The organism is Clostridium sp. (genome assembly GCF_021372645.1).
Classification (GTDB): Bacteria; Bacillota; Clostridia; order Clostridiales; family Clostridiaceae; genus Clostridium.
Map to the genome: position 1 here is coordinate 1 of NZ_JAJFUC010000082.1, position 14,387 is coordinate 14,387.

Sequence of the window (14,387 nt, forward strand, 5' to 3'; positions counted from 1 at the left end):
ATTCTTTCTTATATTGAGCTGGTGTAGGATATTTAACTTGTTTAATATCTAAATCCTTGTTTTCTTCATAAGATTTAATTCTGTCAGCTAACATTTGATTATATATAAATCTAGCACAACCACAACTTTTAGCAATATATATTTTTTGTTCTTTATTTGGATAAATTCTATATTTATAAGCTTTTAACATAATAATTCTACTCCTTTCTATCCTTGATTTTGGATATAATTTTTCAAAGTTTCAGAACTTACTTCACCTATTGTTGAAATAAAATAACCATCAGTATTTAATAAGAATTTACTATGATTTTTACTGTTATACATCAGTATCACCTCATAATAATATCGTATCATAAAGTGATACTACTTGCAATAACTTTATTTCTATTTTATAATAATATTAGAAAATATCTTGGAGTGTGAGAACTATGCTAAAAAACAGAACTAGAATTGGCTCTGCTATTGATACAGACCTTTATAACCAATTGAAAGACCTTTCAGAGAAAACTAGAATACCAATTTCTAAACTCTTAGATGAAGCTTTAGAAGACTTACTAAAAAAACATAAAAGTTAATTATTTGTGACGAATTCATCCCCTAGGCTAAAGACCATAGGGGATTTCTTCTAACATCTTTTAAAAAACACGATTTACATTACTACACTATAAATAAGTAATGTAAATCGTGTTTCATAATTATAAATTCAATATCTTCTTAAATAAAGTTATATATTTGACTATATTACTTTATTTTCATCAACAATTCACCTGTTTTAACTTGTTGACCTTCTTGTATAAGGATGGATTCAACAGTTCCTGTACTATAAGCCACAATATTTGTTTCCATCTTCATTGCTTCTATTACAAGTAAGCTATCACCTTCTTTAACCTCATCGCCTTCTTTAACAAGCACCTTGATTATAGTTCCTGGAATACTTGCTCCGATTTCTAATTTATTTTCAGGATCAGCCATTTTAGAAGTATTATTTTCCCTTGAATTACCTATGATTCTCTCAGTTTTATCTTTTATTTTTATTTCTCTTCTATTTCCATTAATCTCGAAGTCTATAGTTCTATTTCCTTCTGCATCTAATTTTCCAATTTCAATTAATTGGACAATCATTGTCTTACCTTCTGCTACTTCAATCTCACTAGTCTCGCCTTCTGCAAGCCCATGGAAGAATACATCACTACCCATACGGCTTACATCACCGTATTCTAAAACAGATTTTATAAACGCTTCAAATACATCTGGATATAATGCATAACTTATTAAATCTTGCTTTGATGGATTGTATCTATATTCTTCTTTTAAATACGCTTCAATCTTATCAAAGTCTTCCGGAGGTAATAGTTCTCCAGGTCTAGCAGTTATAGGTTCTTCTCCTTTTAATACAAGTGCTTGTAATTCCTTAGGGAAACCACCTTCTGGTTGACCCATCATTCCTTTGAAATATGAAACTATAGAATCTGGGAATGCCATATTCTTAGCTTTTTCAAGAATATTTTCAGGTGTTAAGTCATTTTGAACCATGAAGATAGCCATATCTCCAACCATTTTTGATGATGGAGTAACCTTTATTATATCTCCAAGCATATCATTTACTTTCTTGTACATATGTTTTACATCATTAAATCTGTGACCAAGTCCAAAACTTTCAACTTGTGGCTTTAAATTTGAATATTGACCACCTGGAATCTCAAATTTATAAATTTCAGCGCTTCCTGATTTTAAATCTGATTCAAATTGATTATAAACCGGTCTTACTGTATCCCAGTAATCAGATAATTTTTGAATTTCACTTAAATCAATACCTGTATCTCTATCTGTATTTCCAAGAGCCGCTACTATTGAGTTTAATGCTGGCTGACTTGTAAGTCCTGACATACTATTGAAAGTTGTATCAACTATATCCACACCTGCATCTGCTGCCATTAATACTGTAGCAACACCATTGCCTGTTGTATCATGAGTATGAAGATGAATAGGAATTGAAATTTCATCTTTTAATGCAGTTATAAGCTTCTTAGCTGCATAAGGTTTAAGTAATGCTGACATATCCTTTATAGCAAGTATATGCGCTCCCATTTTTTCAATTTCCTTAGCTTTTTCTACATAGTATTTTAAGCTATATTTATCTCTAGTTTCATCTAAAATGTCACCAGTGTAACATAAAGCAACTTCTGCAACTTTATTGCATTTTAATACTTCTTCTAAAGATACTTCTATTCCTTTTAACCAATTAAGTGAGTCGAAAATTCTAAATACATCTATTCCACTTTCTGCAGATTCTTTTATGAATTCTCTTATAACATTATCTGGATAGTTTTTGTATCCTACAGCATTTGCTCCTCTAATAAGCATTTGGAACATAACATTTGGAATTCTCTTTCTTAAAGATTCTAGTCTCTTCCATGGAGATTCTTTTAAGAATCTATAAGCTGTATCAAAAGTAGCTCCCCCCCACATTTCAAGAGAGAATAAATCATTTCCGTAAACAGCTGTTGCCTTTCCAATATTCTTCATATCTTGAGTTCTAACACGAGTAGCCATTAATGATTGTTGAGCATCTCTCATTGTTGTATCTGTAAGAAGTAGTTTATTTTGATTTTTTATCCACTTAACTACGCCATCTGGACCTTCTGCATCTAATATTTGCTTAGTACCACTTAATCCATCTAAAGAAGTTATGATTGGAATATCTGGTACATCATATTCTTTCTTATTCCCTTTAGTTTCATTTACTATTTTTTCACCAATGAATCTTAAAATTCTTTGTTCTTCATCAGTTCTTGGTCTTATATCGAATAATTGTGGATTATCTGATATAAAGTTAGTATCACATTCACCTTTTTGGAATTGCTCATTATTTAACACATTTATTAAGAAGTCTACATTAGTCTTAACACCTGTAATAGTTAATTCTTTAATTGCACGTATAGATTTTCTAACTGCATCCTCAAAAGTTCTTGAATATGCAGTACTCTTTACAAGTAAACTATCATAATAAGGACTTATTACTGCTCCACTATATCCATTTCCACCATCAAGCCTTATACCAAAACCAGATCCTGTTCTATAAACATCAATCTTTCCTGTATCCGGAGAGAAGTTATTTGAAGGATCTTCTGTAGTCACCCTACATTGAATTGCATATCCTCTTGGTTTTATGTCATCTTGAGAATGTATTCCTATTTCTTCTGAATCTAACTTAAAGCCTTCTGCTATTAAAATTTGACTTTGAACTATATCTATTCCTGTAGTCATTTCTGTTATGGTATGTTCAACTTGAACTCTTGGGTTCATTTCTATAAAGTAATGATTATCATGCATATCAACTAAAAATTCTAAAGTTCCTGCACTTCTATAACTTACAGATCTAGCTATCTTTAATGCATCTGCACATATTTCTTCTCTTTTTTCTGGTGTTAAAGATAATGCTGGCGCAATTTCAATAACTTTTTGATGTCTTCTTTGAATAGAACAATCTCTTTCATAAAGATGTACTACATTACCATATTTATCCCCTAATACTTGGATTTCAATATGTTTTGGACCTTCTATGTATTTTTCAATGAACATATCATCTATACCAAAAGCCTTTTTAGCTTCATTTTTAGCACTTCTAAAAGCAGTAAGAAGTTCATCTTCACTTCTTACGATTCTCATACCTCTACCACCGCCGCCTGCAGCAGCTTTTACCATTACAGGATATCCACACATGTTAGCAACTTCTATTGCTTCTTCTTCTGAAGCTATTGCCTTATCTACACCTGGTATTACTGGAACCCCAGCTTTTTTTGCAGCTATTTTTGATTGAATCTTATCTCCTAGGCTTTCCATCATTTCTGATTTTGGTCCTATAAATTCTATACCAACTTCTTCACATCTTCTAGCAAATTCAGCATTTTCAGATAAGAATCCATACCCTGGATGTATAGCATCCACATGTTTTTTCAATGCAAGATTTATTATTTCATCAATATTTAAATAAGCTTCAACTGGTCCTTTATTTTTTCCGATTAAATACGCTTCATGAGCCTTAGTTCTGAAAAGCGCGAACTTATCTTCCTCTGTATATATAGCCACTGTTCTTATACCAAGTTCATGACACGCTCTAAAAATTCTTATTGCTATTTCGCCTCTATTGGCAACTAATACTCTTTTAAATTTTTTCCCCAATTAAAATACAACTCCTTTTAATATGTTTTGATTTTTTATTTATAATACATGAATTATTATATGCACAGCAGTTTATTAAAAACAGATTATGCAATTTTCATAACTCATATCTTGTCATAATATAATTTTCTTCATTTAAAATTAATATATTAGATTATAACATATTTCGTGCTACTTAACACACATTATTTATCTTTTCTATTAATTTTTACATGATTTTTATTGTAATTACAAGATATTTTTTTTTGCGATTATGAAATAATTATTTTTTATTCCTTCATTTTTCTAGATTCAAATTGCAATTCAGTAAATAAATTTTAATTTATTTCTGCTATACAATTAGGACATCTTGTTGCATCAATATGAATTTCACTGTAGCAATAGGGGCATTTTTTCTTATTCTCAACTGGTTTTTCTTCTTTCTTCCTAGCAAATCTATTAATTTGTTTTATAACTATAAAAATAGAAAAAGCTACTATCAAAAAATCTATTATGTTATTTATAAATAAACCATAATTTATTGTAGCAACACCAGCATTTTTAGCTTCTTGTATAGTTCTAAAATCCCCACTTCCGAGTACAAAAAACAAATTAGAAAAATCCACTTTACCCATTAACAGACCTACTAAAGGCATTACAATGTCATTAACTAAAGATGTAACGATTTTACCAAAAGCACCTCCAATAATAACCCCCACTGCTAAGTCAATTATATTTCCTTTCATTGCGAATTCTTTGAACTCCTTAAACATATTAACATCTCCCATCTTTATTAAGCTTTCTTCAGATATATAATCAATTAATTAAATACATATAAATTGGGATAAATATCAAAATGCAAATAGTAGTCACTACAGTCATAACTGCTGCATATTCATAATCAGCATTATATTGCTTTGCGACAATAGACGTATTAGTCATAACAGGCATAGCCGCTTGAATTATAAAAACTTTTTCCATAAGAACAGGTATATGCATGTATTTTGCAGCAAAATAAATTAATATAGGTGAAATAAAAAATCGCCCAACTAAAATTACTGCCATCTCCATACTAAATTTTATCTTTTTCAAATCCACTGAGTAAATAATTATTCCTATAAAAAGCATTGATAATGGTGTAGTTAAGTTACCAAGATATTTACATGTATCCAGAATAAATTTTGGCAGTTGAATATTGAGAGAAATAAGTATCATCCCAATAATGAAACCCATTAACGGCGGAGATACTAATCTAACAAAGGTTTCTTTTGAGATTATTCTACTGTTATTATTATCTCCATCTTTACTTATTCCATAAGCTCCCAAAGTCCAGAAGAACGTTGTATTAGCAATGTAATATAGCAAAACATAGGGTATACTAAATTCTCCAAATAAAGCCATATTTATAGGTAATCCAATGAATATCGAATTAGATACAAAGAACATTGATCTAAAAGTTCCAATTCTTTTTCTTTCTACTTTAATTATTTTTGATAATATTACTCCAATAACATAACATATTGCCATAGATGCAAATGGAACTATTAGTCCACTACTTAAATTACTTAATTTTTCTCTATCAAAGTTTCCAACTAAATCTGATATCATTAAACACGGAAGGGCTATATTACAAACTAACATAGAAAATAGTTTTGACACACTTTCATCAAACCATTTCTTTGCAGTTAATATATATCCAACACAAATCATAATAACTATGCTAAACACACTACCTGCTGCATTAAAAATAACCATTTTAAAACTCCTTTTATTATTTGTTACTTTAACTTTTTTATTCTTATATGATTTCAAACTATATTTTATTATATTTCTTCACAACTTAGTTTTTGTGGTCAAGGAAATTTCTCTATTTTATAGTTGTATTACCTTAGGGCGATTCCTAACTAAATTAATGTATTTAATAAGAAAAAAGGCGCTATTAAATCACTATAGATTCTACATCTTTAGTTAATTTTTATTAAACTTAATAATTACACTTATAATTACAATTTAAGTAGTATATTCAGATTATTTACAGGTCACTTAAGTTATATCGAACTCTAATAAAACACAAAAAGTGCCTGAAACCTTAGTAATTCTAAGATTTTAGTCACTTTTACTTTTATGGCGGAGAGAAGGGGATTTGAACCCCTGATAGAGTTGCCCCTATACACGCTTTCCAGGCGCAAAGTATAAAACTATAGGCTAAAAATGTACTATTTATCAGCCTTCACACGATTTTTATTTCTAAATATCTCCACGATGTTATTGTTAATAATAGTAAAACAACGTAAACTAAATGTCAATATTCTGTAATAAATATTTATTTATAGGACATCTTGTAGATTAAAAATTATTTTATGTAAATTGGTAGTAAATATTTTGCTTATTAAAAATTTATTTTATGAAATCATCAATATACTTTCCAAAGACTAGCCAGCGAATAAAATTACTTGTGTCTAAGCACTGACATTTTGCTAATTTTTCAATTATTTCTTTTTCATCTTCAGTAACTCGAATATATAATCTTTGATCTCTTAAACTATCATATTGTTTTTTAGGTTCTCTTCCTAAAAGTCTTAAAACCATTTCTCTTAAATTCATTTATTGACCACTCCCCCACTCTTCTAAAATTGATTTTTGAACCCCTAAAGGGTATATTTGTGTAACCATTGTGCGTACGGTGGGAGGACTACTCCTCCACTTCTTGCACTTTTTTATTATCCAATGTTGGCAATGGAGATACACCACGTAATATATCTTTTACGTGTGCTGCTGGACTTGAATATCTTAAAAGTTCTCCATAGAGTTCTAAGTCCTCTTTTTTATTCTTTGAAAACTCTAGTATAATACGTAATCTTTGCATACATTGACACCCCTTCTTAATTGCTTATATTAATTTATATGCTCAATGAGTACAATGTATTACAAAAAAGATATTGATTTGAATATAACGAACGTAATTTTGCTTTGGTTAAAATCTTAGTTTATTAAATATAAAAAGAACCCTATTTCTAGAGTTCTTAAACTTATCTATTCATTTTCATGGTCTTGGTATATACAACAGCAGTCTAATCCATTCTCAGCTTCACACCAATCTCCATCATGTATACACCATACTCTTAAAAAGTCACCTTTTTCATAACTTTTTGAAGTATCAACATCTTTAGGGTTTACCCAAGCTTTTTCAGAAAACATGCATCCACTTACTTCATCCCAATCTGTTACTACAGCTCTACTATACTCTTCATCATAACCCATATATCTCACCTCCTTTCATATAATAGAATTATACAAAAGTAGGTAAATTCCTCTTATAAATTACATAACAAAATACTCTTACTTATAACATAGAAATTTATATATTTTATAATTTATTTAATATTGGATATAATATAAATAAGAAAAGCTTAGTAGTGTGAATACCAAGCCTTTCTACGGATAATAGTAGAACATTTTAGTTTCAGCTATTAGTGTTAGAATTTAGTTGGATGTATCTAAGGAAACAGACACTTACATGTGATATATATTAGGTGTCTTTTCCTATGGTACTAAAACCTATTTTAATATTAATCTTAAAGGCTTTTCTAAGAATCTCTACATTTAAATAGAAATCTTTTAGAGTGCAATTCAATATACTGTTAGCAAGTATTGTAATCAATATTACTATTAATCCATTAATATCCATAGAATATTACCTCCTTGGCTATTACACTAATAACCTAAGATAAAAATATCCTACTATCGTAGACTAGCTACAAAATATCCTATATATATGATGTCCATTTTGAATAAAAATATTTTAAAATAAAAAACACTTATATTTCTATATATGTTATACACAAAACACATTATATAGTTTTAAAAACCACTTGATACAGTTTTATTTTATATATTATCATAATTTCAATACTAAGAACAACAACCATTTATATTATCTTCTACTAAATGACCATACATAGCATCTGCTATACACTCAATAGCTTTTCTTTTACGCTTATGTATACTCTCAAGACATACATTTAAATTAATAGCAATATCTTTAATTCTAATTTTCTCAAAAATACTATAAGTTATTATTTTTAAATCTATTTCATCTAAAAGCTCCAATGATACTTTTATCTTTTCAATTTTAAATTCATCTGCTTTTATACTTTTTTTTAATAATTTTATTTGCTCAGGACTTAATTCTTCTTTTTCTAATTTTAATTTATTTAATTTTAATTTCCCAACTAATATTTTAAATTCCTTTAAATCTTTCTTGGTTTGTTTATATATATCCTCACGATTCATTTATATCACCCCACTAAAATATTTATTCATTATATCTATTGCACTAATAGCTTTATCTTGGTCATATCTAGAACCTTCCATTATAGATTCTAATTTAGAACCTATATATTCCTTGGATTTTTCTTTACCCCAATCACTATTTCTTAGCTTTTTGAGTGCATTAAATTCTATTTGAGGAATACTATTTTGATTTAATTTTAAAGTTTCAGCTACTTCTTTATATGTAAATGTCTTTTGATAATTCCACCCATAGCAAAGTTGAAGTATTTCTCTTTCTTTCAAAGTATTATTATGGAGCATTGCACTTTCCAACTCTTCCCTTAACTGGCTAATATATATCTTTTCTTCCACATTATCAAAGCCATAATCAATACTTTCAATAGTGTCCTTTAGTTGTATGTCTTCATCTGCCTGTAATGGAACATCAAGACTTATGCAATTATTATTAAATGTATTATTACCAACTTCCCTGGAGCTTCTTCCATTAACACATGAAAATATTTCTCTTTTTATATATTGGAAAGCATAAGTAATGAAGCCAGCTTTATTTTCTAAGTCATTATTATACCTACTTGCTGCATTAATTAGTCCAATGGTTCCTGCTTGTACTAGATCATTAAATTCAACCATTTTATTAATGCCATTAAACTTATTAGCAAGCTTTTTAACTATCCCTTCATTAGCTTCAATTAAGCTCTCTAAGGCTTGTTTGTTTCCTTGTTGATATAATAAAACTAACTCTTCATTGCTCATGCTCTGCACCACCTATATATTAAAATTCAAAGAGCAACATTATGTTGAATGCTACTCTTTTTGTCTAACTTTATTGATTTAAAAGCCTTTTCTATTGCTATTAAATGCTAAATTTCCGCTTACTGCTGGCGTAACTAATTTACCTACCTTTGCACTATCCATATAGATTCCCATATTATTTAATGTACCTTTCAAAGAAGATATTTCATCTTTCATAGATTTCATTGTATCTAACATTTCTCTTGTCATATCTCCTGTAATAGATTGAGTATTAGTATTGCTTACATTAAACTCATATGAATTACCAGTATTCATTTTGCTAAGTGCATCATTCATTATAGAATTCATTTGTTTAAATAATACACTCAAAGGTAATATAGCTTCGGGACCAGCTTCGCCACCAACCATTGCATTTCCACCATTCATTCCGAACATAGTAGGATTTGTCATAATTCCTCCATTAGCGTACCAATCAACACCAACACTTGGAGCACCTTCACTTCCCCAATCTAAAGGATTCATTGAACCACTAAAAGTAAAATGTGGTAGTTTAAATTTTGACTTGATACTTTCCCATGCTTCGGATATCCAATCTATAACTGCCTGGAATGGTGCTTTAATTCCTTCCCAAGCATCTTTAATGCCACCTACAACAGTATCCCATGCATATTGAATACCACTAGCCACTGTTTGAAAAGCTGTTTGAAAGCCATTCCATGCTGCTGTTATTCCTTCTATTATTGGCATAATTACAGGCGATAGATAACTGCAAACAGTATTCCAAGCAGTTTGTAGTGTTGCCCAAGCACCTTGTACATTACTTACAAATCCAGTCCATAGACCTGCAATTAAAGTAATTATTGGCTCTATTATAGGAGATAATGCATTGCATAAGACATTCCAAGTATTTTGTAGCATATTCCAAATACCTGTTATATTCGCAACAAATCCTGTCCACATTATTCCAATTGATTGTATAACTGGTTCTACTATTGAAGCCAAAGCCCCCCAAAGAGTATTCCAAGCTGTAGAAATCCATGTACAAACACTTCCTATAGTAGTAGATATTGTTGTCCATGCTCCAATTACTGCATCTCTAAAACCTTCGTTGGTGTTCCATAGATAAACTATTGCTGCCACCAATCCGGCTACTGCTGCAACTATCAATCCTATAGGATTTGCATCCATAATAACATTTAGAGTAGCTTGCGCTATGCTTAAACCTTCTGTTGCTTTTTGTGCTGCTTGTATTTTACCTACAAAATCTGATACTAGCGTTGCCACCTTAAACACTTCCATAGCTGTTCCTATAGCAATTATTCCAGTAGCAATATTATTAGCATTATCCATTATCCAACCTAACCCTTCTAGTAGTGTTGGTAATACATTAGTTGCCATATCTGCTATGCTTTTTATTAAATCACCTAGCCCCTGTGATAAACTTTCTATTCCGCTTTTCAAATCAGAACTTGCAAAAGTTTGACTTAATTGGCTAGCTGCATCATTTAAGCTAGGCATTAATTCTTGAGATACAGGCAATAATACACTTGTCTTAATTTGCCTTCCTAACCCTTCCATTGCCTCTATAGGCGTATTATATTTTATTTGGTTTATTTGCTCCATTGAATTATGGGCTTTATTAAAATTATCTCCAATGTTGCCTAGCTGAGTTACAACTTTAGGTCCTAAATCTTCCCACATAGTACCAAACAATTCAACACCTATAGTGCTTTGTTTTACTGGATCATTTACATTAGCTAATGCTTGAGTAACTTGCATAAATGCTTCTTTAGCACTACTGCCTCCTGCTGCAAACTTAGAAGCCATATTATCAGCACTAAAGCCTAATTCAGTGAAACCATCTTGAGTAGTTTTTGAACCATCTATTGCCCTAATGGAAAATTCTTTTACCGCATCACCTATTTTATCTAAATTAAAAGCTCCGTCTGCTGCACCATCTGCAAATACGTTGAACATATCCTCAGCGTCTAAGCCTAATTTTTGAAATTGAACTGAATATTCATTTACACTATCATATAACTCACCACTAAAATTAAGATTCTGCTGTTGCCCTTGTGCCAATAAATTGAACGCTTCTTCACTTGTTAATCCAAAATTATTCATCAAAGTTGTGACGCTTCTCATACTTTCAGATATATCTACTCCAAACGTATCTCTAAAGGCAATAGCATTTTGAGTTACTGCCTGTAGATCTTCTCCAGTACCTTGCATATACTGCCTTACTTGTGAAAAACTTTCTGCTACATCTTCAACACTGGATCCAAAATTATTATTATAAACAGCTTCAATTTGTTCATTAAATTTTGCCATTTCCTCAGATGTTGCACCAGTTTGGGCCTGTAATCCATTTAAAGATTTTTGCCAATCTCCACCAAATGTTATTAATTCGCCTATTCCCTCTTTAGCCTTATCCCAAATATCTCCACCAATAGCCATACCAACACCACGTTTGATATATTCGCCCATGTTATCAAATACGCCTTTGCTCTTTTCGGCTTCTTGTTCTAAATCTTTTATGGGTTTTGCTAAATCACCATTTGTAGGTGGATTCATTGCATCTTTATAGGCACTTTTAAACTTATTTAATGAAGCTTCGGTAAACTCTATTTCTCTTTGAAAGGCTCTATATTGCTCTTCGCCAATTTTCCCACTAGCAAATTGTGCATCTACTTGGCTTTGAGCATCTTTTAAAGCCTTTAGCTTTTGACTAGTTACTTCTATTTGCTTAGATAATAATTCTTGCTTTTGTGCAAGTGCTGCTGTATTACCTGGATCAAACTTTAAAAGTCTATTTACATCAGTTAATTCCTTTTGGACAGATATACTCTGAGAAGTAACATCACTTAAAGCCTTTTTTAAGCCTGTTGTCTGTCCATCTATCTCAATGGTTATACCTTTTATTCTATCCGCCATATTTCCTCCTTTCTAAAAGGCTAAAAACTATCAAAATCAGCTTGACTAGCCTTTCTATTTCTAACTTTTTTAGGATTATTCATGTCAACATATTCCTGCATGTAATCTAAACACATACCAACTGTCATATTTTCCATATCTTCGTAAGTCAATTTACTTTTTTTACACAAAACAAGGAACAGCTCAGTTGTAATAACTTCACCGTTCCCTTTATCTTCATTTTTTATTTTTTTTTACTTTGCATATTAGATGTAATCAACTCTAATAATTGCGGCAATATTTCACCTATAGGGAAAGAATCAAATTCATCTAACCATTCTATAGGCTCTTTTATTGCTTTATCTGCTGTCTTAGCAAATATCCAAGCTATATTATAAAATAGTTCAAAATCAATATTAGCAAGTTTTTCAGCATCAGACATTTTTTTAGATTTCATTGCTTTTTCTAACTTTTCTAGTTTTAATATTTCTGCAAAATAATCTTTACCAAATTGTTTTTTATATCTTAGCGGAGTTGCAGCAGTAGATTTAAATTCAACTTGTTTCCCATCAATTTCAATTACTTTTATATTATTTTGCATTTTCTTTCACCTCATATATATATTTTTTTATTTAATATCATTGTTAATAAAGACCAATAAACCTATCATATCAAGCCTTAAACAAGCCTATTTGTAATCATAGTGAATTATGTTAACCTTGATGTTTTCTTTATCTAGAGCCTTTAGAAGCATATTCACACCCCCTTAAAAATTTTTTTAAAATGTCGCTCCATTGGAAGGAGTTCCATTCCCCGGTCTCCAACCGTTTATTTATTTTGCTTGAAGGTGGGGGGGATATCTTATTTACTTCTCAATTCCAAAATATTCTTTTGCTAGATCAATAAGCATGTTAGTATGAATATCTTTTGGTATCAATAAACCTTTAGGCATACCATACTTTGATTCTAATTTTCTTTTAAGTTCTTGACTTATATATCCTTCACTTATCATGAAAGGTGTTCTCTCTGCAGTGTCTGCATCTGAAATAGCTTTTGCTTTCTCACGTTCTTGATTAATGTTAAATGCAGTAGTATATACAATTGATGTTACATATTCATTAAAGCCTAACCCTGCCTTACTTGCTTCATTACTTAGCATCTCAATAGTATCCTTGTCATACTCTACTTCTATAGCTCTTATGTTACCACCTACAATATAGTCAAATGGTTCGACATATAATTCTTCTATTTGTTTCCTATTCTCAATAGCAGTCTTGAGAAAGTTCTCTCTATTCCGCGTTGTGTCAATCTCCCATATACCTTTAGTGATAGGATCCAATTGACCAGATACTCTCCAATCCAATACAACTCTTATAGTACACGCTTTCTTTTCTTCTTCCTGTTGTCTTGCCTTATCCGCTTTCTTACTTGAAATAGCAGCAGGACTCTTCTTATTATTTTCAATGATTTCCTTTTCTCTTTCAGCTTTTTTATTAATTACTTTCATTATTACAATCCCTTCCTTACTTCTGATAATTCTTTCATTAACTTTTCTCTTTGACTTTCAAATAACTTTTTATTGCCAGTTCTTTGTTGTAGGCTATTTATAGCTTTCAATCTATCAACTATTGTCCCGCATCTTACAACCTCTGCTCTGTTACTTCCAACTATTCCACCATATCTCATATCGTCTCACACTCCTTTACATATTTAGATTTGTATTAGCATCATGATTAACTTTTAAGATTTTCTTATCATGTTCCACTAATTTTTTATTTTTACATAATTCTTTATTTTGAATCTTTGCTTTTTCTTTGTGCATGTAATCTTTTGTTCCAACCGACTTATAGAATATGCTACCTTTTTTTATCATACTTTCTCATTCTCCTTTTCCTTAAATTTCTTCTCCCAATACTTCTCTTGAGCAGCTTTTACCTTATCCCTATTCCTCGCCCTCCATTCCTTCATATAAGTGTTTCTTTGTTCTTTAGCTCTATCAGTCAATATAAACCCTCCTTCCTGTATTTAGATAAAATAAAAAGGCTACGGCAATAAATAACTCAATCCAATTTTGGACTTAGTTAGATATTTCCCGCAGCCATCAATTTCTTAATGCTTTCCACTTCTAAAAGTGGGGTACTTAAATATTAAATTGTATTAAATTTTTTATTTTTATCTTTATATTTATTATAACATAATATTGCCTTTAAATATAGTGTTTTCAATAGTTTAAGGCATATTTCCATTTAAATATTTTCAGTTTTATA

At 30.4% G+C, this 14,387-nt stretch carries 19 protein-coding genes; 1 reads left to right on the plus strand and 18 read right to left on the minus strand.

Translation table 11 applies throughout. The features are described from left to right. The coding region (locus LLF98_RS12530; protein ID WP_291704084.1) for a helix-turn-helix domain-containing protein at positions 1 to 190 on the minus strand (190 nt) is incomplete at its 3' end. A gap of 17 nt (positions 191 to 207) precedes the next feature. Beyond that, positions 208 to 324, minus strand: coding sequence for a transposase (locus tag LLF98_RS12535; RefSeq protein ID WP_291704086.1), 117 nt, complete (start codon positions 322 to 324; stop codon positions 208 to 210). A gap of 104 nt (positions 325 to 428) precedes the next feature. Here LLF98_RS12535 and LLF98_RS12540 point away from each other — a divergent pair, with 104 nt between their 5' ends. Further along, a complete protein-coding gene (locus LLF98_RS12540) occupies positions 429 to 575 on the plus strand; it encodes a ribbon-helix-helix domain-containing protein (protein WP_291704088.1) in 147 nt (48 codons plus the stop codon). A 166-nt stretch (positions 576 to 741) separates the two neighbouring features. Here LLF98_RS12540 and LLF98_RS12545 read toward each other — a convergent pair whose 3' ends face one another. From LLF98_RS12545 to LLF98_RS12620, 16 genes are all read right to left on the minus strand, one after another. Next, positions 742 to 4,182, minus strand: a complete 3,441-nt coding sequence (locus LLF98_RS12545) for a pyruvate carboxylase (protein ID WP_291704091.1) — start codon at positions 4,180 to 4,182, stop codon at positions 742 to 744. 317 nt (positions 4,183 to 4,499) lie between these two features. Then, positions 4,500 to 4,934, minus strand: a complete 435-nt coding sequence (gene mscL / locus LLF98_RS12550) for a large conductance mechanosensitive channel protein MscL (protein WP_291704093.1) — start codon at positions 4,932 to 4,934, stop codon at positions 4,500 to 4,502. Between the two features lie 43 nt (positions 4,935 to 4,977). Next, entirely contained in the window at positions 4,978 to 5,916 is a 939-nt protein-coding gene (locus LLF98_RS12555) for an AEC family transporter (RefSeq protein WP_291704095.1), read from the minus strand. A gap of 642 nt (positions 5,917 to 6,558) precedes the next feature. Then, complete coding sequence (locus LLF98_RS12560) at positions 6,559 to 6,765, minus strand: hypothetical protein (protein WP_291704099.1); 207 nt, start codon at positions 6,763 to 6,765, stop codon at positions 6,559 to 6,561. An 88-nt stretch (positions 6,766 to 6,853) separates the two neighbouring features. Then, positions 6,854 to 7,027 (minus strand): hypothetical protein, encoded by a 174-nt coding sequence (locus LLF98_RS12565; protein WP_291704101.1) that lies wholly within the window; start codon positions 7,025 to 7,027, stop codon positions 6,854 to 6,856. Between the two features lie 167 nt (positions 7,028 to 7,194). Next, a complete protein-coding gene (locus tag LLF98_RS12570; RefSeq protein WP_291704103.1) occupies positions 7,195 to 7,422 on the minus strand; it encodes a hypothetical protein in 228 nt (75 codons plus the stop codon). Positions 7,423 to 7,690: 268 nt separating this feature from the next. Beyond that, positions 7,691 to 7,849 (minus strand): hypothetical protein, encoded by a 159-nt coding sequence (locus LLF98_RS12575; RefSeq protein ID WP_291704105.1) that lies wholly within the window; start codon positions 7,847 to 7,849, stop codon positions 7,691 to 7,693. 224 nt (positions 7,850 to 8,073) lie between these two features. Continuing rightward, positions 8,074 to 8,454: a hypothetical protein gene (locus LLF98_RS12580; protein WP_291704107.1), complete on the minus strand. Its 381-nt coding sequence runs from the start codon at positions 8,452 to 8,454 to the stop codon at positions 8,074 to 8,076. Next, positions 8,455 to 9,207: a sigma-70 family RNA polymerase sigma factor gene (locus LLF98_RS12585; RefSeq protein ID WP_291704109.1), complete on the minus strand. Its 753-nt coding sequence runs from the start codon at positions 9,205 to 9,207 to the stop codon at positions 8,455 to 8,457. Between the two features lie 78 nt (positions 9,208 to 9,285). Next, positions 9,286 to 12,141 (minus strand): phage tail tape measure protein, encoded by a 2,856-nt coding sequence (locus tag LLF98_RS12590; protein WP_291704111.1) that lies wholly within the window; start codon positions 12,139 to 12,141, stop codon positions 9,286 to 9,288. A gap of 20 nt (positions 12,142 to 12,161) precedes the next feature. Beyond that, positions 12,162 to 12,311, minus strand: coding sequence for a hypothetical protein (locus LLF98_RS12595; protein WP_291704113.1), 150 nt, complete (start codon positions 12,309 to 12,311; stop codon positions 12,162 to 12,164). 53 nt (positions 12,312 to 12,364) lie between these two features. Then, the gene (locus tag LLF98_RS12600) at positions 12,365 to 12,721 is read right to left on the minus strand and encodes a hypothetical protein (RefSeq protein WP_291704115.1); all 357 of its coding nucleotides are present in this window, start codon (positions 12,719 to 12,721) and stop codon (positions 12,365 to 12,367) included. Between the two features lie 264 nt (positions 12,722 to 12,985). Further along, complete coding sequence (locus LLF98_RS12605; RefSeq protein WP_291704117.1) at positions 12,986 to 13,627, minus strand: hypothetical protein; 642 nt, start codon at positions 13,625 to 13,627, stop codon at positions 12,986 to 12,988. A 2-nt stretch (positions 13,628 to 13,629) separates the two neighbouring features. Then, positions 13,630 to 13,806 (minus strand): hypothetical protein, encoded by a 177-nt coding sequence (locus LLF98_RS12610; RefSeq protein ID WP_291704119.1) that lies wholly within the window; start codon positions 13,804 to 13,806, stop codon positions 13,630 to 13,632. A 16-nt stretch (positions 13,807 to 13,822) separates the two neighbouring features. Continuing rightward, positions 13,823 to 13,993, minus strand: a complete 171-nt coding sequence (locus LLF98_RS12615) for a hypothetical protein (protein ID WP_291704121.1) — start codon at positions 13,991 to 13,993, stop codon at positions 13,823 to 13,825. Continuing rightward, positions 13,990 to 14,124 carry a hypothetical protein gene (locus LLF98_RS12620; RefSeq protein ID WP_291704122.1) on the minus strand — a complete coding sequence of 45 codons (135 nt, stop codon included), beginning with the start codon at positions 14,122 to 14,124 and terminating at the stop codon, positions 13,990 to 13,992. Before LLF98_RS12620 ends, LLF98_RS12615 begins: the two co-directional genes overlap by 4 nt. Between the last annotated feature and the right edge of the window lie 263 nt (positions 14,125 to 14,387).